Genomic DNA, 23,639 nt, shown 5'->3' on the forward strand with positions numbered 1-23,639 from the left:
TCTATATCCAAGGGCTGCAAAAATTTCGTTGCCTGCCCCCCCTGACATCAAGCGATCCACTTCAAGAAGACTTGCCCCAAACAGCGTTCCCCCTTTGACAACGCTCGTACCTCATGCATTTACCCCCGAACGAACGGCCAGGATCGAGTAGGAGGCGGATTGAATCCGCCGTCATCTCGCGACGCCGGTAGCACATGGCAGGCTAAACAGATCTCCCAGGGTAATTCGCGCGACCTTCCTGCTTATGCCTGTCGGATCTACGCCACAGCGTTCCGTGCAAGTATTGGGCTTTGGCAATTTTGGCTACCTCACCCCACTGCACCGCCTAATCCGCTTGTTCGTCAGGCCAGCAGTTTGCCTCGGGCTTCCTTCAGATTCGCAGTCACCCACGACACCCTTGCCTCTGGCTAACACTTCCCCTTGCCGGGTGTGCAGAGGACTTTCACCTCCAAGTCACCAGCGTGGCCACCACAGCCAAGCTGATTGCGCTTGCGCGCAACGCGCCATGCCTGGCGCACAAAAAAAAGGGAGGGCATCCAATGCCCTCCCCTCCTTTGTCCGCGCTCCCTGCGGCAGTACTGACCAGGACCTCAAGTAGCCAGAATGAAGTCCGTAGCAGTAACGGTTGTTGCGTCGGCCACACCTACCAGGCGGATGGAGTCAGCTCCGATGGTGATCAAGGTATCCGCACCGACATCGGCGATGTTGACGCTACCGGCAAAGGCCGCCGCCGTGATGTTGAATGCGGAAATATTGAGCAAATCCTGACCGCCACCGATGGGATTGGTATCGAAACCGTTAATCTGATCGTTTCCGAAACCTGCGCTGAACACGAAGGTGTCATTGCCAATGCCACCCGCGAATACGTTGTCTGACGCATTACCGACCACCGTGAAGTTGCCGGTACCGCCAAAGAACACATTCTCGACGTTTGCGCCCAAGGTGTAATTGTTCAGGGATGTCCAGACGCTATCAATACCTCCTCCAACGCCTTCGATCACCACATCGCCTGCATCTGTCACCTCGAAGACGTCATTCCCGGCGCCGCCGATTAGCGTGTCAGCACCCGCACCACCAAGGATGATGTCATTCCCGGCCCCTCCGCCAATCACGTTATTGAGCTGATTGCCGACCGCAAGGGAGTCGCCGATACCGCCAAAGAACAAGTTCTCGACGTTTTGGCCCAAGGTGTAACTGCTTAGGGAACTCCAGACGGTATCAACCCCTCCCCCGGCACCCTCGATCACTGTATCGCCGGCATCCGTCACCTCGAAGACGTCATTCCCTGCGCCGCCGATTAGCGTGTCAGCACCCGCACCACCAATGAGAATGTCATTCCCGGTTCCACCCACCATCACGTTATCCAACTGATTGCCGACCGCCGTGAAGTCGCCGACACCGCCGAAGAACACATTCTCGACGTTGTCGCCCAAGGTGTAACTGTTCAGGGATGTCCAGACGCTGTCAACACCTCCTCCGATGCCCTCGACCACTACATCGCCGGCATCTGTCACCTCGAAGACGTCATTCCCGGCGCCGCCGATGAGCGTGTCAGCACCCGCACCACCAATGAGAATGTCATTCCCGGCCCCTCCACCAATCACGTTAGCCTGCGAATTGCCGATCGCAGTGGAGTCGCCGATACCGCCAAAGAACACGTTCTCGACGTTGTCGCCCAAGGTGTAACTGCTTAGGGAAGTCCAGACGGTGTCAACGCCTCCCCCGGCACCCTCGATCACTGAATCGCCAGCATCCGTCACCTCGAAGACGTCATTCCCGGCGCCGCCGTTCATGACATCCGCGCCGAGCCCACCGATGAGGATGTCGTTGCCGTCCTCACCAAACAGGAAGTCGTTGCCGTCCCCGCCGTTGAGAGAATCGTCGCCAGTGCCGCCAACCAACTGGTCGACACCGCCCAGGCCATTGAGCGTATCGTTCCCGCCCAGGCCAAGAAGCACATCGCTAGCCGCGGTACCGATAAGGGTGTTCGCCAGGGCGTCTCCCTGCTGCACCGCACCCACTATCAATACCGCCGCCGTCGCCGCAGAGGTCACCGATTCCAGTGCACCGAAGCCATCGGTGTACCGCACGATCACCCGCAGTTGCTGATTGAGCTGCGGCACACCAGGAGTGAAGGTCGCAGCGGTCGCGCCGTTGATGTTGGTGAAAGTAGCGCCAGCACCTTGCTGCCATTGGAAGCTGAATGCGCCCAGCCCATCCGCATCGACAATCCCGGCAGTCAGCGCGGTCAGCACCTGGCCTTGATTCGGTGTCGTATCGCTGATCAGCAACGCGCCTGTCGGTGCATCGTTGACGTTGGCCACCGGGTCCGAAGGGTCGGACGCAATGCTTTCGGCCACACCGAAGTCATCCACGTAACTGACCACCACACGCACCTGATCGCCGACCTGATCCTGGCCAAGCGTCAACGTGTTACCGGTGGCTCCGACGATGTCGACAAAGCTAACCCCGTTGGTCGCCTGCCACTGGAAGGTGAACTGCGGATTGCTCAGGCCATCGATGTCGATGATGGTCGACGGGTCAGCGGTCAACACCTGGTTCTGCACCAGAAGCCCGGTGACTGTCGGCCCTGCAGTCGGTGCATTGTTCGCCGACGAGTCGACGATCTCCAGCGTGCCCTTGGCATCCTGATACACCGCCCGGACGCGGATGTTCAGACCCGCTACATCGTCCGCCACCTGATAGGTGGTGCCAATCGCCCGCGATGCCTCGCCAGCGGCGACAAAGGTGATGTCTTCATAGACGCCCGAGCCAGCAATGTTTTCGACCTGCCAGTAGTAAGCCACCCCACCGGTAATCGCGCCGGTCGGATTGAGCAGGCTGACGTTGTCCGCATCCCGTACCGACTCATCACTGACGCGCAGCAACTGGCCAGCGACCGGCGCATCCTCACGCAGACCGGTGTCCGCATCAAGGATCGCCAGATGACCCGATGGGTCGCTATTTAGGGCGGTGCCAACGCCGGATGACTGCGAAACGTCAGAGAACTGCAGACGCTCGATACCCGTCAACCGATCGACACCATCACGCCCCGCGACCAGATCGGTCACGATGACGGTGCTGCCCTCGACAGAGACGCTATATTCCGACGCAATACCGGAGTACACCGCAGTGTCGAAGCTGTTACTGCCGTTCAGAATCTCCCGCACGATGACCAGTTGGCCAGGGTTGTAAGTACCGTTCAGCATCAGCGGCACCATCGGCTCCATGCTGTCGAACGAGGCGATTTCCGGACCCGTGCCATCAATATTCGCCCTTACGCTGATGCGTACGTTCAGCCACTTGTCACCATCGAGGATGTCGTCACCACCGCGACCTTCGATAAGGTCGCTGCCGCTACCACCGAGGATGATGTTGCCGCCGTCAAAGAACGTAGCTCCGGCTGGCAGCAGAGCCGCCAGGCCATTGATCAGCCCGATGTTGGTCAACACACTGCCGGTTGCACCCGCGGTGGGCAGCGAAGTGGAATCTTCGTTATCACCGCGCAGGAAGTCACCGTGAGCCGAACCCGACAGACCTTCCACGATGTCAAATCGCACCAGCGCCGAGGCACCTGAACCCGGTACCGGTGGCACATCGAAAAAGCGGTCGCTGTAATCGATGGTCACGCCTTGGGCCAGTCCCTTGAAGGTCGCCCAGTCGTAGCCTGAGCCGCCGATATAGCGGTCACCGAAGCCGAGACTGCCGACCATGATGTCGTCACCGCCTTCGGCGTTGAACTTATCGTTCTCGTTACCGCCGATGAACACATCGTTACCGATCACCGGATCGTTGCCGAGCGGGTCGAAGTTGTCGCCAGGTGCACCGTCCGAAGTGCCCTTCTCGATCCAGTCGTCGCCTTCGTTACCCATGTCCTGCTCGTTGGCTTTGCTGCCCAGGATGAAGTCGTTGCCCTGGCCACCAATAGCCTCGGAAGCGTCCTCACCGGTGACGATGAAGTCGTTGCCGAAGCCGCCAATGATCAGGTTGATGCCGTTGCCTCCGTGGAGCACGTCGTTGCCGTCGCCACCCTGGATGTTATCGTCACCGCCGACGTCAGTAATAATGTCGTCGCCGGCGCCACCGCGCAGCTGATCGTTGCCGTAACCGCCATCAATGCGATCATTGCCGGCATCACCCCAGACCGTGTCATCGCCTTCACTGGAGATGAGGATGTCTGCGCCGTTGGTGCCGCCCAGCACGATGTGCTCTGCACCGGTGTATTTGATGTAGTTAGTGTCCAGCCCTGCCGTCAGCGGGTTGTCGCGGAACACCACCTGCGCTCCGCCCTCAAGCGGATCGACATTGCCCAGGCCTTCGTTGAACTGCTTGCTCTGGTCCACCTCCAGATAGAACCCTGGGTCCGAGAACACCAGGCCCGGCAAGTGGGTGGCCGAGGTGTTGGCCATGATCAGCTTGGCGAACGAGTTGCTTTCCAGTTCGGCATTCATCGACAGGCCAGAGGTACGCTCCAGGTAGTAGAAACGGTCGCCGTCCTGCAGTTTTTCCAGCTGGTTCTCGAACACGAAGTTGAAGGTCGAGCCAAGCATGCCGCCGAACGGAGTTTTCTCTTCGGCCAGGCCGCCGATCCAGAGGTCGATGGCATCGACGCCCGTGATCGTCACACCCTTCAGATCATCGGCAGTTCCCAGCACCGCATCCTTGCCGGCCAGCGTTACGTTGGCCCAGGTACCACTGCCGTTGAGGAAGTCCAAACGGTCAGCCGGCTCACCCGCACCACCGAATACCAGCAACATGGCTGCAGCGCGTTTACCTTCCAGCGTGGTCGCCGCCGTGATCGTGTCATGCGTACCGTAGGCAGCGATGAAGTTGATCAACGACTCTGGATGTTTGAGGTGCTGCACCAGGTCGACCCAGCTGTTGTAAGGCTTGAGTTGGGTATCACCGGTTTGGTTGTAGATGTCGCGGCGGATCGCATTGAGCGAAGGGATCCCGACGTCGCGGCCACGGGCGATGTTGAGCGCCGGCAGGTCGAGCGGCAGGCCGAGCAGGTTATTGCGCAGCGCCTCGGTGACGAACTCGTCGATTTCGTTGCCGGCCTGGCGAGTCACCCCACGGATGATCGCACTGGTCGCATCCTCTGGCGTCACCCCACTGGCGGCGTACGCCAACGGGTTGAGGAACGCCGCGATCAAGCCGAGTTGCTGATCGGGATTCGTGTTGTTCGGATCGCCAACCACGTTGAAGTTCACGTCATAGCGATCGACGGTCTCGGTCAGCATCGAGTGGCCAAACCGGTACACGGTGTGGGCGAACTCGGCGACGATCGAGGCATCAAGGTCGACGTCATAGACTTGGGTCGGTGCGAAGAACAAGTCGACCCGAGGCTGGATGGTCCGCGCAAACTCCTCGAACACCAGGTGCTGATACTGCATCTCGGTGCCGAACTTGGCAGCTTGGAACAAGCGCTCGCCATTCCACACCAGCGCATCGATCTCAGCCTGGTTGGCGGGCAACGCGTTCACCGGATTGAGCAGCCACTCGTTGAGGAAGGCCACGTCACCCGAATCGAGCACCGTGTCCATGGTTTGCGCAACCAGCCGATTGTGCTCGGCGTGGAAGATCGCATGCACGGCGGTCAGGCCAATGTTCTCGTTGACCCGGCCGTCGCCAGCGATGTAGTGAGCGTCGAGCAGTTCGTTGTCATAGGTCAGGTTGGTGCCGCCTGGGCCAGTTGGCTGCGCATTGCCGACATCAGAGTCAGCATCCGCCTGCAGAACCCCGCCGACGATTACCGGCGCTGCATTGTTGTTAATGTCGACGAGGAATTGATGACCGGTGCGCACAGCATTGGTCAGGCTAATGGGGGCAAGCGGATTGCCTTCGACAAGAATGTCATCAGCCGTGCCGCCAAGCCCGTCAGCACCTTTCATCACGACCATCGGGAAGCCGTTCGGCCCCTTGATGAAATTGCCATAGGCGTCGGTCGCCAACAGCGGTGCATTACCGACGTCGGCATCGGTCAGGTTGATACCGAGAACGTCACGCGCCTGCGCCTTGACCACCTTCCAGGTCGCCATACCACCGATTTCGGTGTCGTCTGCGGTGCCATACTTGCCATCCAACCCCAGGTTAACGTTAGTGATCAGCCTGCCGGTCGCTATTGGGCCGTCAGGGGTCAGCTCATAACCGCGCAGGAACACCTGGTGCGACGGGTGCGAGCTGTAGGTCTGGTTTTGGTCCACGAACGGCGTGGTGGTGTTGGTTTGCTCATGGATGTCGTCGGCCGTGCCGAGAACGCCATCCGCCCCCGGCAGGTTGGTCGCGCGGGACAGCACCATGAAGTTGGCGCTACCGCCTGGAACATACAGCGGATCATCCGGTTGCAGCGGGATGAAGATGGTGCCCGAACCGCCTTTGGTGACCAGGTCCAGACCGTGATCGAAGAACTGCCCGAAGAAGGTCATCCAGGCGTTGAACGGCGCGGACAAGCCCGCATCCGCCGTGGTGTTCTCGAACAGGTACACATCGTGATCGTCGGCAGTACCGAACTGACCATCCATGCCGGGGCTGGCGACTATCCGTACACCATCCTTGAGCACATCGTCGTTACCCGCCGCACCGAAGTTGAGCACACCGTCCACACCCGGGTCGTAAGCCGTGGCATAGGCCGCCGGGTTGTTCGACGTCTGGTCGACGATCAGATTACTGATGGTGCGCGGTTGCGAGTCAAACACAAAGCCGCTGTTTTGCGCATACGACGAACCCGGGATGGCTGGCGAGCCGGGGCCGAAGAAGCCGGCTGGAGCACCTTCCGCTGGATTGAAGACCGGATCGGTCAAGCGCGGAAAGACGTTATCGGCAGCACCAAATTGGGTGTTGTTGTGGCCATTGAGGTTCAGCAGGTTGTTGTTCGACCCGTCGACCGCACGCAGACCCAACGGCGCACGGATATTCGGGATCAGCGAGAGGATGTCCTGACCGTCCGCTTCAGCTTCGGCAATCTTGATCTGATCAAGAATGAAGTTGAGGTCGGAGCGGACCATGTGCAGGCCTTCGCCACCCGCCGTGGCATCGACCACAGGTGTCGGCGCCGTCGGCACAACCGGCGCGCCGGGAGCCACCACGGCAGTCGGTTGCGAGAACACTATTTCAGTCGTGCCATGAGCATCCTGGTAGATCGCCTTGACCCGCAGTGACAGCCCGGCAAGGTCCGGAGAGACCTTGAACGCAGTGCCGTCGGCACTCTGGAACGCCAGGTCGCCAGCCGGCAAGAGGATGATGTCCTCGAATACGCCGCTGCCAGGATTTGCCTCGAACTGCCAGTAGTAGGACACCGAGGAGTTGTTGAGCGTACCCGTCGGATTACCCGCCGCGATGTTGTCGGCATCGCGCACCGTGGCCACGCTGACTCTCAGCGTGTCGCCCACCGTGATTGCCCCGCCGTTTCCATCCGCGATGGTCGGACTGTTAACCGGTTGGTTATTGAGCCCCGTCACCAGCACTCGCTGGGTATCGGCGAACTGCAGGCGTTCGATATGCAGCAGGGTATCGGTGCCGTCGCGACCGGCTACGGTGTCTGCCACCGTCCAGACATCGTCCGTAACATCAGCCGTATTGCGGGTGTCACGAGTCACCGTGTACTCGGACTGAACCCCGGAGTAAATAGCGGTGTCGAAGGCCGCCCCGCCTGTCGAGGTGCCGGGCAGGATTTCCCGCACAGCCTTGAGTTGGCCTGGGTTATAGGTGCGGTCGAGCATGAACGGGATCATATCGACCATGCTGTCGAAGGAGGCGATCTCAGGCCCGGTATGGTTGACGTCGCCGGCGGCATACACCGCAATTCTGACGTTGATCCACTTGTCGCCGTCGATCAGATCATCGCCGCCGCGACCTTCGATCAGGTCACTGCCATTGCCACCGAGAATGATGTTGCCAGTGGCAAAGCCGGTGGTTGGCAAACCGGCATCGGACAGAAACTGCGCCAGTCCGCGGATCAACGCCACATTGGTCAGCGCACTGCCCGTGGCACCACCGTGGTTGATGATAGTGTCCGCATCGACATCATCGCCTTTGAGCACGTCGGCGAAGTTCGAACCGGACAAGCCTTCGACCTCGGCAAAACGGTCGAGTATCGAGGCCGGCGAAGCACCGACCGGATTGAACACCCCGGCGTTCTGGTTTGGCGCGTTCCCGTGTGGCTGCGCCAGCGCGGCCAGGGACAGGTCAGCGGTCACGCCGTAATCGTCATTTTTGTAGGTTATCCAGTCGAAACCGGACATGCCGTCCATCTTGTCCTGGGCATCGCTGCCGACAAAAATGTCATCGCCACCCTCGCCGATCATTTCGTCGAAGCCACCACCGCCGACAAAGATATCGTTGCCGATCGTATCGTCAGTGAGCAACGGTGCAGCGTTATCGCCAGGCGCACCGTCCTGGGTACCTTTTTCGATCCAGTCATCACCTTCGTTGCCGGTAGGTGGCAGGTTGGTCTTGGCACCGAGGATGAAATCGTCACCCCGACCGCCGAAGGTGGTGGTGATGTCTTCAGTGGTGACAATGAAGTCCTGGCCATCTCCACCCAGGATCAGGTTGCCTGCAGCAAGCATGCTACCGGCCACGATCACATCGTTGCCGGCATTACCTTCCAGACGGTTGTCGCCGAACGAGTCGGTGATGATGTCATCGCCCGCGCCGCCAAGCACCGCATCGTTCCCGGCGCCGCCTTCGAGACGGTCGTTGCCTTCATCGCCGTAAACGGTGTCATCGCCTTCACCGGAAATGATGATGTCATTGCCGGCAGTACCGCCCAGGACGACATGGTCTTCACCGGTGTAATGCAGATAATTACTGTCCGGACCTACGGTGTCGGGGTTGTCGCGGATCACCAGCGGCACGACTTCCACGCCGTTGATCATGATGCCGCCCGTTGGATCGGCTTTGAGGTCTGCGCCAAGGCCCGTGAACTGATTGGCCTGATTCACTTCGAGGGTGAACGTCGGTGTCAGGAACACGGTGTTCGACAGGTGGGTGACATCGGTGTTGAGCATCATCAACTTGGCAAAGGAGTTGTTTTCCAACTCGGTGCCGAAGTTCAGGCCTGCTGTACGCGACAGGTAGTAGAAGCGGTCACCGTTCTGCAACGCCTCCAGCTGGGTTTCAAACACGAAGTTGAAGGTGGAGCCGAGCATGCCGCCGAACGGCATTTTCTCCTCGGCGAGGCCACCGACCCAGAAATCGACGTCATCGAGGCCCGTGATCGTCACGCCCTTCAGGTCGTCTGCAGTGCCCAGTACCCCGTCCTTGCCGGCCTGCGTGATGTTGGCCCAGGCACCGGTGCTATTGAGGAAGTCCAGGCGGTCAGCCGGCGAACCGGCGCCACCGAATACCAGCGCCGAGGCTGCAGCGCGTTTGCCTGCCAGCGTGGACGCCCCCGTAATCGTGCCATGCGTACCAAAGGCAGCGATGAAGTTGACCAACGATTCAGGGTGCTTGAGGCTGTCCACCAAGTCAGCCCAACTGATGTAAGGCTTGAGTTGGCTGTCGCCGGTTGCAGCATAGAACTCACGGCGCGCCTCATTCAACGTGGGGATGCCCGTGTCGCGACCACGCGCCAGGTTCAGGGCCGGCAAATCGAGCGGCAGACCGAGCAGATTGTTGCGCAACGCTTCGGTGACGAATTCGTCAATCTCGTTGCCGAGCTGACGGGTCACACCGCGAATGATTGCTCCTGCCGCTTCGTCCGCAGTCGCCCCGCTACCGGCAAACGCCAGCGGGTTGAGGAAGGCTGCGATCAGGCCGAGTTGCGAGTCCGGGTTGTTCGGGTCAGTCAGGAGCGGATTGAACGCGGGGTCGAAGCGATCGACGGTCTCGGTCAACATCGAGTGACCGAAGCGGTACACCACGTGGGCGAACTCGGCGAGGATGGCCGGGTTGATCGAGGTGTCATACCCGTTGGGTGCAAGGAATCCGTCGATCTGCGGTTGAACGGTCCGCGCAAACTCCTCGAACACCAGGTGCTGGTACTGCATCTCGGTGCCGAACTTGGCGGCCTGGAACAGACGTTCGCCGTCCCACACCAACGCTGCGATTGCGGCAGGTGTGGTCGGTATTGCGGTGACGTCGTCTATCAGCCACTGATTGAGGAAGGCCAGATCGCCGGAGGTCAGGATGGTTTCCTTGGTTTGCTCGACGAGGCGGTTGTGCTCGGAGTGGAACACATGGTGCACGGTGGTCAGGCCGATGTTCTCGTTTGCCCGGCCATCGCCGGCGATGTAGTGAGCGTCGAGCAGTTCGTTGTCATAGGTCTGGTTGTTACCAAGACCGTCAGTTGGCTGCGCATTGCCGATGTCGGTGTCACCATCGGCTTGCAGAACCCCGCCGACGACGACTGGCGCGGCATTGTGGGCGATGTCGTCGAGGAAACCATGCCCGGCGCTTACGGCGTTGGCCAGGCTGATCGGAGCATCCCGGTTGCCTTCGACCAATTGAGTGATGTCATCAGCCGTCCCCGCGATACCGTCAGCACCGTTGCTGACGCGCATCACCACCTGCGGCATGCCGCTCGCCCCACGGATAAAGTTGCCATACGCATCGGTGGCCAGCAGCGGCACGCTGTGCACATCGGCGTCGGTCAGGTTGATGCCGAGAATGTCGCGGGCCTGGGCCTTGACCACGGCCCAGGTCGCCATACCACCATCTGTTCCGTCGCCATCATCGGCAGTGCCAAATTTGCCATCGGGACCAAGATCGCGGTTGGTAATCAAGCGCCCCGTTGCAATAGGGTCACCTGCCGCGTTGATTACGTATTCACGCAGGAACACCTGATGCGAGGGGTGCGAGCTGTAGGTTTGGCTCTGGTCTACGAACGGCGAGGTGGTGTTGGGCTGGCCATCATCGTTAGTGCCGAGTATTCCGTCCGCGCCGGCAGTACGCACTGCACGTGACAGCACCATGAAGTTGGTCGGGCTGCCCGGTACGAACAATGGATCGTCCGGCTGCAGCGGAATAAACACGACGTCGGTACTGCTCTTGGTGACCAGGTCGAGACCATGGTCGAAGAATTGGCCAAAGAAGGTCATCCACGAGTTGAAACCGGCGGTCAGACCGGCGTCTGCCGACACGTTGGGGATGAAGAACACTTCCTTGTCGTCGGCCGTGCCGAACACGCCATCCAGACCGGGACTGATCACCGGGGCCGAACCGCCGTTCGCCGCCACTGCGGCCGGGTTATTGGCGGTCTGGTCGACGATCAGGTTACTGATAATCCGTGGCTGCGGGTCGACCACAGACCCAGTCCCTGCGTAAGCCGCGTTTCGATACTGGGGATCAAGCAGGCGCAAGAAGGAATTGTCCGCGGCGCCAAACTCGCTTTGTCCGGCGACCAGGTTGTTGAAGCTGCCATCGACGGTGCGCAGACCGAATGGCACCTGACTGTTGGGTAGCAAATCAATAAGGCTGGTGCCATTGGCATGCGCCTCTGCGATGAAGATTTGCTTGAGGATGAATTCCAGGTCCGCCTTGTTGAAATTAGCCATTTGGATTGCCCTCGATCTATATGGAGAAAGGCACGGGACGATAAACATCCACCCACGCCCAGTCAGGTGCTGGCTTGCGCAGTTTTATAGTTCTGTTTTTTGGCGAGAGCAGGCGCGGAAAAGGCCAGGCCGTTCCCCGGGATGTGCACCTGGAATTCGCGGAATGTAGTGCTCGCCGGACGATCAGGCAGAGCAAATCGGAGACGTGGGTGGGCCATGGAAACTGGAAGTAATGGAGAACTTCCTGAACGGCCCCGTCACTCTGCAATAGAACGAAATGATCGACATGTTTTGCTCCTTCAGGAAAATCACCGCGCCTTGCGTTGCCAAAGTAATGGCAAGCTCCAGGCAGGCGGCCCCCCCGATAACTAAGACTAAAGTTCCATAGCAAAGGAATGTCAATTTTACGCCGCAAAAACAGACGACCGGCCATTCGACCTGTAACTGCCTGTTTTTACGTGACTTATGGAATTTTAAGAGCAGCTATAGAGCAAAATGTTATTTCAGAGTGTTGCGCTACGACCTACGCTTTTGCTTGCGGGAGCACCGCAGAGATTTCGCAAGAATCGCCAATAGAGTGACCAGCCTGCGAGTCGACCAGCGGCCTACAAAAATACATCTACCGTTAGCTGTAGAGCTGGAGGGAACCGGCATTTCGAAGGGGAGATCCAGATGCAAAAGCAGCCGAGCACCCGTTCCGAACTGGCCGACGCGCTCTTTCGCCTGCGCCACAGTTTTTACGCGCTGGCAGGGTTCAGCGGCGTCATCAACGTCATGATGTTGACGCCCGCCGTGTACATGCTGCAGGTCTATGATCGAGCCTTGGTCAGTCGCAACGTTACGACGCTGGCGATGTTGACCGTTTTGGTAATAGGCCTGTTCTTGCTGATGTCCACACTGGAATTGGTCCGCACCCGCATGCTTATCCGGGTCGGCAACAACCTCGACATGGACCTCAACCGGCGCATCTTCACCGCCGCATTCGAGCGCAACCTGAGCCGCGCCGGGGGTAATCCGGCCCAGGCCCTGCAAGATCTCGCGCAGGTTCGTCAGTTCCTCACCGGCAATAGCCTGTTCGCTTTCTTCGATGCGCCGTGGACACCGATCTACCTGTTAATCGCCTATCTGATCCACCCGCTGCTCGGGCTGCTCACTCTGATCGGCTCGCTGATTCTGGTGGGCCTGGCTTATCTGACCGAGAAGGCGACGCAGAAGCCGCTGGCCGAAGCCAATCAGGCCGCGCTTTCCTCCTCCAGCTACGCCAACAACAACCTGCGTAACGCCGAGGTCATCGAGGCCATGGGCATGCTGCCCTCGATCGGCAAGCGCTGGTACCAAAGCCATTTGCGCATTCTGGAAATGCAGACGCTGGCCTCCGACCGCGCCGCCATGATCAGCAGCACCGGACGCTTCGTACGTATCACTTTGCAGTCGCTGATCCTCGGCGCCGGCGCACTGCTGGCGATCGAAGGCAAGATCACCCCAGGGATGATGATTGCCTGCTCGATCCTCACCGGCCGCGCGCTGGGTCCGGTGGAACAAGTCATCGCGTCGTGGAAACAACTGCTGGGCTGCCGTTCGGCCTGGGGCCGGCTCAACGAAATGCTGAGCGATTATCCGCGCCGGCCACCGAGCATGTCGCTGCAGCGGCCGATGGGCATGCTGGCGGTGGAGAATGTGTATGCCGGTTCTCCCGGAACCAACAACACCATTCTGCGCGGAGTGAGCTTCAGCCTTGTACCCGGCGAAAGCCTTGGCGTTATCGGTCCATCCGCCTCGGGCAAATCCACCCTTGCCCGCCTGCTGGTTGGCGTCTGGCCGGCACAGGCCGGCAAGGTGCGCCTGGACGGCGCGGACATATTCAATTGGAATAAGGGCGAACTTGGCCCCTGGCTCGGCTACCTGCCACAGGACGTGGAGCTGTTCGAGGGCAGCATCGCCGACAACATTGCGCGCTTTGGCGAAGTGGACAGCGATGCGGTCATCCGCGCCGCCAAGACCACTGGAGTGCACGAGATGATCCTGCGTTTTCCGCAAGGTTATGACACTCGCCTGAGCACCGATGGCAGCCCGCTTTCCGGTGGTCAGAAGCAACGCATCGCCTTGGCCCGCGCGCTGTATGGCGAGCCCAATCTGATCGTGCTGGATGAGCCGAACGCCAACCTCGACGACGTCGGCGAAAAGGCCCTGGTCGATGCGCTGGCCAAACTCAAGGAGCGTGGCGCCACCGTCATTCTGATTTCCCATCGTCCCAACGTGCTCTGCGCCGTCGATCAGGTGCTGATGCTGCGCGACGGTGGCGTGCAGATGCTCGGCACCCGAGACGAAGTATTCGCAGCGCTGCGCAAGGCCACTGTAATGCCTGCAGGCACATCAACTCCGCTGGCCTCCGTCAAATCACGGGAGTGATCGATCATGCAAATGAGCCCACACACCGAGATGATTCATATCGATCCCAAGAACGTGGTGGATCTGAACATCCGTAGACCCGCGCGCTGGGGCATTTGGTTGGTGCTCGCCGGCTTCGGCGGTTTCCTCCTGTGGTCCTGGCTGGCGCCGCTGGATGCCGGCGTGGTAGCCACAGGCACGGTCAAAGTCACCAGCAAAAGCAAAGCCGTGCAGCATCTCAGCGGGGGTACCGTGGAGGCAATTCTCGTTCAAGAAGGCGATGTCGTGGCAAAAGGTCAGGAAGTGGTGCGCCTCGACTCCTTGCGTGCCGTTGCCGAACAAGGTGCGGTCAGCGCCCAGTACATCGTCAGCAAGACGGTGGAAAACCGCCTGGAAGCGGAACGTGACAACCGCGCTGTGGTGAACTTCGATCCCGAGTTGCTCAAGCGCTTCAGGGGTGACCACCGCCTGATGGCCGCCATGGACCTGCAACAGCGCCTGCTGGACACCCGGCGCGCCGGTCTCGCTGGCGAAATCAGCATCCTGGAGGAAAACCTGGCGGCGTCGGCGGTGCAGCTCAAGGGTCTGCAGCAGGTCTATAACGCCCGCGGCTCGCAGATCAACTTCCTCAACCAGGAACTACAAGGCACCCGCGTGCTGGCGGCCGAAGGCTATGTGCCGCGCAACCGCCTGCTTGAGCTGGAACGCAGCAATGCCGACCTCTCCGCCGGTCAGGCCGAGAACCTCAACAACATCGCTCGCGTGCGCAGCCAGACGACCGAAATCAAACTGCGCATCCTGCAGCGCCAGCACGATTACCTGAAGGAAGTCGAATCGCAACTGACCGACACCGCCAAGGAAAACACCACCCTGGCCGACCGCTTGCGCGCGCTGGACTATGAAGTGACCCACACCGTGATTCGATCGCCGATCGATGGCATGGTCCAGGCCCTGAGCATTGCCACCGTCGGCGGGATCATTCAACCCGGATTCAAGATCATGGAAATCGTTCCGCTCAACGAACCGCTGCAGGTCGACGCGATGATCCCCGTGCAGGCCATCGACAAGATGGTCCCCGGCCTGGCCGTGGACATTGCCTTCCCGGCCTTCAACCATTCCCGGACGCCCAACATCCCCGGCCGCGTGAAGACCATCTCCGCTGACCGCCTGCTCGACGAGGCAAGCAAGGAACCGTTCTATCTGGCCCAGGTGGAAGTCACGCCCGATGGCATGGGCCTGCTGGGAACCAATCACATTCGCCCCGGCATGCCCGCCACCGTCACCATCAAAACCGGCGAACGCAACATGATGAGCTATCTTCTTAAACCAATGCTCGACCGTGTAGATAGCTCATTCAAGGAACAATGAAATAAATGGAACGTCATTGCCTGTTCTTCTGCCTGCTAGGGCTGGCTTTACCGGCCAGCGCCATGGACCTCAAACAAGCCTGGGACCTGTTGCAGTTCCAGGGCCCCATCTACCGCGCCGCCGTGCATGAAAAACAGGCCGGTTCGGAAAACCGCGCCATCGGCACGGCTGGCCTGCTACCGCAGATCAATGCCTCGGCCTACGACAACAAAGTCAATGGTTCCCAACGCCAGAGCGGCGTCGACAAAGATCTGGACTACACCTCCAAGGGCGCTAACGTGCGCCTGCGCCAGCCGCTGTTCAACAAACAGAAGATGGCCGAGTACCGCCAAGGTCAACAGCGTGCCGACTACAGCGTCGCGGTGTTCGATGCCAAGACTCAGGACGCCGCGGTGCGTCTGGCCGAAAGCTATTTTGACGTGCTCCTGGCCAGCGAAACCATCGCCCTGGCCAAGTCCAAGCTGCGCGCCTTCGACGAGCAACTCGCCTCGGCGAAACGGCGCATGGAGCTGGGGGCCGGCACCGTCACCGACATCGACGAGTCGGTCGCTCGCCGAGACCTCGCCGAGGCCGAACTGATCGAAGCGCAGGACAACCTGGTCAACGCGCGCAGCAAACTTGAGGAATATATCGGTGAAACCCCCGAATCGCTGACGACCTTACGTCCGAACTTCGATACACCGCCGCTGCTGCCGAGTAACCTGCAGGACTGGTTGGTCAAAGCCCAAACCGATAGCCCGCTGATCCTCGCGCGTCGTTATAGCCGCGACCTCGCCGAAGAAGAAGTGAAGCGCGCCAGCGCTGGCCACTGGCCTACACTGGATTTCATTGCCGGCTACACCGCGGGCCAGAGCCAATCACTGTCCGAATTGAATCAACGCAACCGCTACGGATCAATCGGGCTGGAAGTCAATTTCCCGCTGTTCAGCGGTGGCGGCGTCAGCGCGCTGACACGCCAGGCCAGTGCCAATAGCGATAAGGCCCTGGACGAACTCGACGCCACACGACTGGAAGTCATCTCAGGAACCACCCGTGAGTTTCGCGGCATTCAGAGTGGCGCCAAACGTATTCACGCGCTGGAGAGAGCTGTAGAGTCCAACGAACGCTCACTGATTTCGACACGCAAGGGCTTCAAAGAGGGCGGCACCAGCACCAACGTGGACGTCCTCAATGCCGAAGAGCTGCTCTTCGTTGCGCGCCACGATCTGTTCGAGGCCAAGTTGCGCTATTTGATGTCGCACTTGCGCCTGGCCTCGTCGGTGGGCAGTCTGGGCGACGACGATATCAATCAAATCAACAACTACCTCGGCCCGGAACTGCTGGTCACCAACTGATTTTAACCTGCCGTCGGTCGAGCCAAATGATGGCTGACCGGCGTTCCACTCAGGGGCAACGTGAGTTGATAGTTGCCCGACATCCCACTCACCTCTGAACTGAATGCACCATTGCAGTGCAATGCATTGGCGAAAATCTGATTTCTCAACTAGGGTCTCTACGCAATCTAATGTCCCCGCTTATGCGTGGGGGACTGATCAAGGAGAGATTAATGAAGTCCGTTCGCAATACCGAAAAAACCTATCGAGCCTGGTCGAGCCCGATCCTGCTGGAACTTAAAGAGAGAGAACACCAACTGGACCCCGCCGCGCGCCAGGCACTCGACAACGTTTTGGTCGAAAGACGGCTGATAAACCTTGGCAACCCTTCAGGCACTGATCGGCGCAACGCTGATCACGACACACATCAGTAACCCACGTACATGTCTTATTAAAAATCTACCTTTTGCTCATGCAAGCAGAAGTTCGATATCCAAGGGAACTGGCACTACGCCATTTATGTCGTAGCGCAAGCACCTGGAGAATCGGATGACTCACACTCGCTACTTTCAAATCACTTACCGCTTCAAAGATGATCGGTACATTTTCGTGCAGCCGGACACGCACATGAGTCACGCGGACGCCTGGTATTACGCCTGCCTGCATTCCGGATTGGGGCTTTTGTATGGGCACGATCACGATCAACAAAACCACGAGGTAGTTCGAAGCCATGCGCAAACAGGTGGTTTGTTCGACGTCAGCTGGGAAGAATTACCGAGTTGACAAGACCGCTACGCGCCCTTATCAACTTACAAACACGCCTTGACTGCCTTGCGCATCGCATCGGACTTGGCCCACGGTGGCCCCTGATACAGCGAAACCCTGCTGCCGTCCTTGTATTTGACGATGTCGAGAATTTCGTCCGCCGTAAAGATGCTCGGTGCGTTGATTCGATAGCCATTGGAAATGCCGGCCTGAGTCGTCTTCGGAACTTCTTTCTGCCACGCTGGCAAAATGCATGCGGCCAGTTCTTTCGGCGGTTTGTTGCTGTATTTGCTGACGTTAGGCTCACCCGGCACCACAGACGCTGGCAACGAACAACCCGCCAGCATCGCCAGCATTACTCCCCCAATCAACATCCGCATGACGCACCCTTATTCCGTAAAATGCGAAATGTACCGCGTCGCCGTCCGGACATCCATCTATTGAATACAACTCAGTGTGAAGCATTGTTTTCAGGAGGGTCTGGATAGGTTCTTTTGTTCAGATAGGCCATCCACCTTTCATACGCTTCATGCTGCCATTGTGTGACCCGTTCCCACTCTGAGCCACTCAGTTGATGAGCTGAAATCAGCTTCATCATCTCTGAAGTCGCGGCATCCAGATCAACGATCAACTCATGGGCATGCAATCTGAAATCTTCGGTAGTGCTCATTTGGGGTGACCTCGCCCTGATGACATACATTGACCTTCGTACGACATCGGGCGGTGTCACTCGCACTCATCTTTCCGACCAATGGAAGCACCTTCTATCGCTCGGGGATCAGAAGAACAAACGTTGTGTCATACCAAATGGAACTACTATTTCCTTGGGAGAAATTGCAGGAGGTCGTCATGTGGCTTAACGAAGATGAAAACGAACTTCGCCGCGACCTGCAAAGCGTTGCGTCGGATTTGAGATGGTCGGCAGTAGAATTGCTGCGCATTTCAGAGCAGCTACGCCAGGCGGGCAATGATGTGGATGCACAAGCCGTGCTCAGGTTGTGCGAGTTGTTTCAGGGCGATGAAGGACGACTGGCGGGCTATGCCGAAGAAGTGAAAGCCAAGGTGATCAGTCGAACGAAAGTTCACTAACGGGAGCACTGCGATGAACAAATCTCTGTTCACGCTGGTGGTCGTGCTGGCGGCAGGTGGCTGCAGCACCGAGGAACGCGTTTACAGTGCCCAGCCGCTGGTCGCCAGGGTCGAGACAGGGATGAGCAAGGACCAGGTGCAGCAGATTGGCGGGAAGCCTGTCTCGATAACGGACCGCACGGTGGAACCTGGCACTTGTTTCGACTACACGTTGACGCAGGCAGGCCAGCATCAGCCGTACAACATCAGCTTCGATGGCAACGGTAAAGTCGATCACAAAAGCTTTATGACCTGCGCGCAGTGGAGTCACGCGCAACAGACTGCCAGGGAACCCTCCCACTCTGGTGGAGGCTACTGACCATTTTGACGTGCTGGATCCGCTAGCCGTACGCACGCTTATTGCAGGTATCCAAAGAAAAAGCCCCGTAATCCCGGGGCTTCAAACGTGCTGTCATGTTGATTTCTGGCCTGACGGGCGGGCCGTCCTTGTTCGATAGGCGGGAAGCGATGCGGCATAAGCCAGTGCTTCCTCTCTGCTGCTAAAATCCCCCAACCGATCACCTTGGGTGCACACCCGCCAGGGGCCATTGTTTACGCTGAGTACGTCATAACCGTTCAAGTGCATTTTGTTCAACATCGGAACGCTCATAGTCACCTCCTGTTCGGCACTGAAGTCGACGATTGACCCGATTACCTTACACCCCTGCTTTGCCCAAGTGCCAACCAGACGTCGCGCCAGTATTCCAGCATTCAATTGCACTTTTCGCTGAGCGCATTGCTCTAACCCGTGTAGCAGAGGCCACGGCCCAAATATTGCATTTTGATGTTTTTTTCATGGCATTCGTTAGTTAGGTAACAAATGAAAGTACGTGCAACGGTCATTTGCGAACTGGACCGACATGTTCTCCTGGTGCGTAAACCCAGGTGTCGCTGGAGCTTGCCCGGAGGAAAAGTCGAGCTAGGTGAAACCACGGGGGGCGCAGCGCTGCGTGAACTTCAGGAAGAAACGGGCCTTGGCGCGGACAGCCTGCTGTACCTCATGGAACTGGAATCGGGCGGCACCCGCCACCACGTCTACGAAGCGTGGGCGCCGAACCTTTATCTGGCCCGACCATTGAATGAAATCGTCGATTGCATCTGGCATCCACTGGAGACAGTGGACAACCTGAGCACGAGCGACGCCACGCGCCAGATAATCAAAGCGTTTCTGCGTCGCCTGTAAACTGTCTCGGCCTAAACCAGTAATGGGTGGTTTTCAGTGAGCGTCAGCCCTGATCACCGCCGCCGACCGGCATGATCATGCCAGTGATGTACGACGCTTCTTCGCTGGCCAGAAACAGAATAGCGCCTGCCTGCTCATCCAGCGTGCCATAGCGCTTCATCAAACTGCTGTCGAGCGTTTGCTCGACGATCTGCTGATACCAGACCATTTCTTCAGCGCTTTGCTCGGCATCGTTGCGTGCAATAACCCGAGGCGGCGCTTCGGTGCCGCCGGGTGCGGTCGCATTGACCCGTACCCCGCGGCCGGCAGTTTCAAAGGCCAGGCAGGCAGTCAGGGCATTCACCCCACCCTTCGCCGCGCCATAGGGCACGCGATTGATACTGCGCGTGGCGATGGACGAGACGTTAACGATGGCGCCACTGCCCTGCTCCAGCATGATCGGCAGCGCCGCATGACAGCACCACAACGTCGGGAACAGCGAACGGCGGACCTCGGCTTCGATCTCCTGCTCTGCATAGCGCTCGAACGGCTTGGTCCAGATCGTGCCACCCACGTTGTTGACCAACACGTCGAGGCGTCCGAAACGCTCAATGGCAGTGCGCATCACGCGGCTGCATTCGGTGTATTGCTCAAGGTCGGCGGTCAGGGCCAGCACTTGGTTACTCTGCTCTAATTGTTGCTGCAACTCGAACACGTGCTCGGAACGATCGACCAGAATCAACCGAGCGCCTTCAGCAGCCATGCGTTCGGCGACCCGTCGCCCGATGCCTTGCGCCGCACCGGTGATCAGCGCGACTTTTTCTTGGAATCTGTTCATACCCACCTCGAGAAAAAACACTGACCTGTAGGAGCCGGGCTTGCCCGCGATGGCGGTTTTACCTGCACCATTCTTGGTGACTGACACACCGCTATCGCGAGCAAGCCCGGCTCCTACAGGGATTGCGTGCACCCTTCAAGCCGCGCTGGCGGCGAATTTCTCGTAGTAGAAATTCGCAGGCTTGAAGCCTTGCTCGCGAATGAACTGACTGACCGCCTCGACCATCGGCGGCGGACCGCACAGATAGACGTCGACGTCGCCCTCGTTCAAATGCCGGGGTTCGATGTGCTGAGTCACGTAACCCTTGAGTGGATGCTGACTGTTGGGGCTGGCCACGCAGGCACTGAAGCTGAAATTCGGGATGCGTGCGGCGAAGGCTTCAAGCCGATCAAGTTGCACCAGATCAAAATCGTTGGTCACGCCGTAGATCAAATGCAGCGGATGTTCGCTGCCCTGTTCGACGATTTTTTCCAGCATTGCCGTGAACGGCGCCAGTCCCGTGCCACCAGCCAGTAGCAACAACGGACGACGAATGTCACGCAGATAGAAGCTGCCCAACGGCCCGGCCAGGCTCATGCGGTCGCCCGCCTTGGCCAGGCCGGTCAGGAAACTGCTCATCAGGCCGCCAGGCACGTTGCGGATCAGAAAACTGACCTCGCCGTCGCGCTGCAACGAGCTGAACGAATAGGCGCGGGTCTGCTCGCTACCGGGAACCCCTAGGTTGACGTATTGCCCCGGCAGGAACGCCAGTGTGTTCAGCGCTTCGCCCTTGATCGACAGCGCGATGGTGCTGTCAGACAGCTGCCGCACAGCACTGATTGTCGCGTCGTAACTGGCCTGTCGTGTGCGGCAAACGTCGGAGGACGCCGGCACTCGCACCACGCAATCGCTCTGGGCGCGCATCTGACAGGTCAGGACAAAACCCTGCTCGGCTTCTTCGGCGCTGAGCGCGTCTTCGATGTACTCCTCGCCCAAATAATAACGACCGGCCTCGGCGAAGCATTTGCAGGTGCCGCACGCGCCGTCGCGGCAATCCAGCGGGATGTTGATGCCCTGGCGGTACGCAGCATCGGCCACGGTTTCGCCGGCATTGGCGTCGATGAACCGGGTGACGCCGTCTTCAAAATTGAATGCAATGGAATGCGTCATGACGGTCGCCTCACAAGTGGTAGACATCAATGACCTGGCGAACGTAATCGTTCTTCAGGATCACTTTCTTGGCCTTGATCAGCGGGTTTTCACCGCGCACATCGAGGGTGTAGAAACTGCTGCCGAAATAGCTGTCGACGGTCTTGTAGCGAAAGCTCAAGGTGTGCCAGTTGAAGCGCACCTTGCACAGGCCGTCCGCCTGCTCGAGCAGTTCGATGTTGCTGAGGTTGTGCGAAGTCCGGGTGTCCGGAATGCTCGCACTGGAGCGCTCAGTCTTGATGCGGAAGATGCGGTCTTCCAGGCCCGTGCGGTTGCCGTACCAGATCAGCGAGATTTCCCGCTGCGGGTCTTCGGTCAACTCGTCGTTGTCGTCCCAGGACGGCATCCAGAACGAGGCATCGACGGCGTACAGTTCCAGCCACTCGTCCCATTGCTTGTCGTCGAGGTAGCGCGCTTCGCGGTAAAGAAAGTCGCGCACGGCTTCATAGGTGATGGTCATTGCACGGCCTCCACGGCAATCAGTTCGGGCTGTGCAGCGGCCAATGCCTTGAGCATGGTCTGCTGCCAATACTTGTGTTGCAGCACGAACAGGCCTTCATCCTCGGTGCGCACGCCGCTGAGCAGCGGATGCAGGTCGATTTCTTTAGCCGCCTCATCGGCGCCCTCGACCCAGTGCTCGGCCCCGCGGGACATGTCATTCCAGGTGGTGACGCTGCCCTGATAGCTGGTCTGGCACGAGCGAAACTCTTCCAGATCGTCCGGGGTGGCCATGCCACTGACGTTGAAAAAGTCCTCGTACTGGCGAATCCGGCTGGACCGCGCGTGGTCGCTCTCGCCTTTGGGGGCGATGCAGTAAATGGTGATTTCCGTGCGGTTGACCGAGATCGGCCGGGCAATGCGGATTTGCGAGCTGAACTGGTCCATCAGGTAGACGTTGGGGTACAGGCACAGGTTGCGCGAGTTCTCGATCATCCAGTCGGCGCGGGCCTTGCCGAAATCCCGAGCCAGTTCGTCGCGGCGCTCGTACAGCGGACGATCTTCGGGGTTGGACCAGCGCGTCCAGAGCAACATGTGGCCTTTGTCGAAAGAATAAAAACCACCGCCCTGCTTGGCCCAGGTGCCAGCGCTCATGGTCGGATTGCTGTCGCCGGCATCACGTTGTTTGCGCTGGTTTTGCGTAGCCGCGTAATTCCAGTGCACCGAGCTGACGTGGTAACCATCGGCGCCGTTTTCGGCGGTGAGTTTCCAGTTGCCTTCGTAGATGTAGCTCGAAGACCCGCGCAGCACTTCCAGGCCATCGGCGGACTGGTCGACGATCATGTCGATAATCTTGGCGGACTCGCCGAGATGCTCAACCAGCGGCACCACATCGGCATTCAGGCTGCCAAACAGGAAACCGCGATAAGACTCGAACCGCGCAACTTTGGTCAGGTCGTGAGAGCCTTCGCAGTTGAAGCTCGCCGGGTAGCCGGCCGCTGCCGGATCCTTGACCTTGAGCAGCTTGCCGGAGTTGTTGAAGGTCCAGCCGTGGAACGGGCAAGTGTAGGAGCTTTTGTTGCCGGTCTTGTGCCGGCACAGCGTCGCGCCGCGATGGCTGCAGGCATTGATAAAAGCGTTGAGCACACCGTCCTTGTTGCGCGCGATGAAGATCGACTGGCGCCCCATGGTGGTAGTGTAGAAATCATTGACGTTGGGGATCTGGCTTTCGTGAGCCAGGTACAGCCAGTTGCCTTCGAAGATGTGCTGCATCTCCAGATCGAACAACCGTGGGTCAGTGAACATCTCGCGCTTGCAGCGGTAGATGCCGGTTTCCTTGTCATCTTCAAGCAGGGAGTGAAGGTATTCGGGTCGCAGGGACATGGCCGCCGCCTCCATTGTTTTTATTCAGGCAGGGCCATGCTAGGACGGGGGGATGAGGCGGACTATCCGCTGGGTGCAGACTTGTATCCGTTTTTTGCAATCCACTAATACGTTGAATTGCACTATTTACCGTAGGAGCAAAGCTTGCTCGCGATGGCGTCGTCTCAGGC

The 23,639-nt window shown here is 59.1% G+C and carries 16 protein-coding genes; 8 read left to right on the forward strand and 8 right to left on the reverse strand.

What is annotated here, in order from left to right; translation table 11 throughout:
• Positions 1 to 590 precede the first annotated feature (590 nt).
• Positions 591 to 11,498, reverse strand: coding sequence for a peroxidase family protein (locus tag ACA048_RS16550; RefSeq protein WP_497625388.1), 10,908 nt, complete (start codon positions 11,496 to 11,498; stop codon positions 591 to 593).
• Between the two features lie 672 nt (positions 11,499 to 12,170).
• Between ACA048_RS16550 and ACA048_RS16555 the strand changes: the two genes are divergently transcribed.
• From ACA048_RS16555 to ACA048_RS16575, 5 genes are all read left to right on the forward strand, one after another.
• A complete protein-coding gene (locus ACA048_RS16555; protein WP_497625389.1) occupies positions 12,171 to 13,907 on the forward strand; it encodes a type I secretion system permease/ATPase in 1,737 nt (578 codons plus the stop codon).
• A gap of 6 nt (positions 13,908 to 13,913) precedes the next feature.
• Positions 13,914 to 15,254 carry an HlyD family type I secretion periplasmic adaptor subunit gene (locus tag ACA048_RS16560; protein WP_497625390.1) on the forward strand — a complete coding sequence of 447 codons (1,341 nt, stop codon included), beginning with the start codon at positions 13,914 to 13,916 and terminating at the stop codon, positions 15,252 to 15,254.
• A 5-nt stretch (positions 15,255 to 15,259) separates the two neighbouring features.
• Positions 15,260 to 16,588, forward strand: coding sequence for a TolC family outer membrane protein (locus ACA048_RS16565; RefSeq protein ID WP_497625391.1), 1,329 nt, complete (start codon positions 15,260 to 15,262; stop codon positions 16,586 to 16,588).
• A 212-nt stretch (positions 16,589 to 16,800) separates the two neighbouring features.
• A complete protein-coding gene (locus tag ACA048_RS16570) occupies positions 16,801 to 17,001 on the forward strand; it encodes a hypothetical protein (RefSeq protein WP_497625392.1) in 201 nt (66 codons plus the stop codon).
• A 115-nt stretch (positions 17,002 to 17,116) separates the two neighbouring features.
• A complete protein-coding gene (locus ACA048_RS16575; protein WP_497625393.1) occupies positions 17,117 to 17,350 on the forward strand; it encodes a DUF6555 family protein in 234 nt (77 codons plus the stop codon).
• 26 nt (positions 17,351 to 17,376) lie between these two features.
• Here the strand turns inward: ACA048_RS16575 and ACA048_RS16580 are convergent, their stop codons facing one another.
• On the reverse strand, positions 17,377 to 17,712 hold the full coding sequence (locus ACA048_RS16580; protein ID WP_497625394.1) for a hypothetical protein: 336 nt from the start codon (positions 17,710 to 17,712) through the stop codon (positions 17,377 to 17,379).
• Positions 17,713 to 17,783: 71 nt separating this feature from the next.
• Positions 17,784 to 18,002 carry a hypothetical protein gene (locus tag ACA048_RS16585; protein ID WP_497625395.1) on the reverse strand — a complete coding sequence of 73 codons (219 nt, stop codon included), beginning with the start codon at positions 18,000 to 18,002 and terminating at the stop codon, positions 17,784 to 17,786.
• 179 nt (positions 18,003 to 18,181) lie between these two features.
• Here ACA048_RS16585 and ACA048_RS16590 point away from each other — a divergent pair, with 179 nt between their 5' ends.
• Complete coding sequence (locus ACA048_RS16590) at positions 18,182 to 18,421, forward strand: hypothetical protein (protein ID WP_497625396.1); 240 nt, start codon at positions 18,182 to 18,184, stop codon at positions 18,419 to 18,421.
• Positions 18,422 to 18,434: 13 nt separating this feature from the next.
• On the forward strand, positions 18,435 to 18,779 hold the full coding sequence (osmE, locus tag ACA048_RS16595) for an osmotically-inducible lipoprotein OsmE (protein WP_497625397.1): 345 nt from the start codon (positions 18,435 to 18,437) through the stop codon (positions 18,777 to 18,779).
• A gap of 93 nt (positions 18,780 to 18,872) precedes the next feature.
• Here the strand turns inward: osmE and ACA048_RS16600 are convergent, their stop codons facing one another.
• Positions 18,873 to 19,070: an SPOR domain-containing protein gene (locus tag ACA048_RS16600; protein ID WP_497625398.1), complete on the reverse strand. Its 198-nt coding sequence runs from the start codon at positions 19,068 to 19,070 to the stop codon at positions 18,873 to 18,875.
• A 210-nt stretch (positions 19,071 to 19,280) separates the two neighbouring features.
• On the opposite strand from ACA048_RS16600, the gene ACA048_RS16605 reads away from it, so the two are divergent.
• On the forward strand, positions 19,281 to 19,643 hold the full coding sequence (locus ACA048_RS16605; RefSeq protein ID WP_497625399.1) for an NUDIX hydrolase: 363 nt from the start codon (positions 19,281 to 19,283) through the stop codon (positions 19,641 to 19,643).
• A 43-nt stretch (positions 19,644 to 19,686) separates the two neighbouring features.
• Here ACA048_RS16605 and ACA048_RS16610 read toward each other — a convergent pair whose 3' ends face one another.
• From ACA048_RS16610 to benA, 4 genes are all read right to left on the reverse strand, one after another.
• On the reverse strand, positions 19,687 to 20,460 hold the full coding sequence (locus tag ACA048_RS16610) for a 1,6-dihydroxycyclohexa-2,4-diene-1-carboxylate dehydrogenase (protein ID WP_497625400.1): 774 nt from the start codon (positions 20,458 to 20,460) through the stop codon (positions 19,687 to 19,689).
• A gap of 135 nt (positions 20,461 to 20,595) precedes the next feature.
• Positions 20,596 to 21,609: a benzoate 1,2-dioxygenase electron transfer component BenC gene (benC, locus tag ACA048_RS16615; protein WP_497625401.1), complete on the reverse strand. Its 1,014-nt coding sequence runs from the start codon at positions 21,607 to 21,609 to the stop codon at positions 20,596 to 20,598.
• A gap of 10 nt (positions 21,610 to 21,619) precedes the next feature.
• The gene (gene benB, locus ACA048_RS16620) at positions 21,620 to 22,108 is read right to left on the reverse strand and encodes a benzoate 1,2-dioxygenase small subunit (RefSeq protein ID WP_007944753.1); all 489 of its coding nucleotides are present in this window, start codon (positions 22,106 to 22,108) and stop codon (positions 21,620 to 21,622) included.
• A complete protein-coding gene (benA, locus tag ACA048_RS16625; RefSeq protein ID WP_497625402.1) occupies positions 22,105 to 23,469 on the reverse strand; it encodes a benzoate 1,2-dioxygenase large subunit in 1,365 nt (454 codons plus the stop codon). Before benA ends, benB begins: the two co-directional genes overlap by 4 nt.
• Between the last annotated feature and the right edge of the window lie 170 nt (positions 23,470 to 23,639).

The organism is Pseudomonas sp. LBUM1659 (genome assembly GCF_059716045.1).

What these genes read in the sequence shown, in the direction of transcription:
- ACA048_RS16610 (WP_497625400.1), bottom strand. Translation starts at nt 20,460, where the DNA reads ATGAACAGATTCCAAGAAAAAGTCGCGCTGATCACCGGTGCGGCGCAA.
- ACA048_RS16560 (WP_497625390.1), top strand. Translation starts at nt 13,914, where the DNA reads ATGCAAATGAGCCCACACACCGAGATGATTCATATCGATCCCAAGAAC.
- ACA048_RS16605 (WP_497625399.1), top strand. Translation starts at nt 19,281, where the DNA reads ATGAAAGTACGTGCAACGGTCATTTGCGAACTGGACCGACATGTTCTC.
- ACA048_RS16575 (WP_497625393.1), top strand. Translation starts at nt 17,117, where the DNA reads ATGACTCACACTCGCTACTTTCAAATCACTTACCGCTTCAAAGATGAT.
- benC (WP_497625401.1), bottom strand. Translation starts at nt 21,609, where the DNA reads ATGACGCATTCCATTGCATTCAATTTTGAAGACGGCGTCACCCGGTTC.
- osmE (WP_497625397.1), top strand. Translation starts at nt 18,435, where the DNA reads ATGAACAAATCTCTGTTCACGCTGGTGGTCGTGCTGGCGGCAGGTGGC.
- ACA048_RS16600 (WP_497625398.1), bottom strand. Translation starts at nt 19,070, where the DNA reads ATGAGCGTTCCGATGTTGAACAAAATGCACTTGAACGGTTATGACGTA.
- ACA048_RS16565 (WP_497625391.1), top strand. Translation starts at nt 15,260, where the DNA reads ATGGAACGTCATTGCCTGTTCTTCTGCCTGCTAGGGCTGGCTTTACCG.
- ACA048_RS16555 (WP_497625389.1), top strand. Translation starts at nt 12,171, where the DNA reads ATGCAAAAGCAGCCGAGCACCCGTTCCGAACTGGCCGACGCGCTCTTT.
- ACA048_RS16590 (WP_497625396.1), top strand. Translation starts at nt 18,182, where the DNA reads ATGTGGCTTAACGAAGATGAAAACGAACTTCGCCGCGACCTGCAAAGC.
- benA (WP_497625402.1), bottom strand. Translation starts at nt 23,469, where the DNA reads ATGTCCCTGCGACCCGAATACCTTCACTCCCTGCTTGAAGATGACAAG.
- ACA048_RS16580 (WP_497625394.1), bottom strand. Translation starts at nt 17,712, where the DNA reads ATGCGGATGTTGATTGGGGGAGTAATGCTGGCGATGCTGGCGGGTTGT.
- benB (WP_007944753.1), bottom strand. Translation starts at nt 22,108, where the DNA reads ATGACCATCACCTATGAAGCCGTGCGCGACTTTCTTTACCGCGAAGCG.
- ACA048_RS16570 (WP_497625392.1), top strand. Translation starts at nt 16,801, where the DNA reads ATGAAGTCCGTTCGCAATACCGAAAAAACCTATCGAGCCTGGTCGAGC.
- ACA048_RS16585 (WP_497625395.1), bottom strand. Translation starts at nt 18,002, where the DNA reads ATGAGCACTACCGAAGATTTCAGATTGCATGCCCATGAGTTGATCGTT.
- ACA048_RS16550 (WP_497625388.1), bottom strand. Translation starts at nt 11,498, where the DNA reads ATGGCTAATTTCAACAAGGCGGACCTGGAATTCATCCTCAAGCAAATC.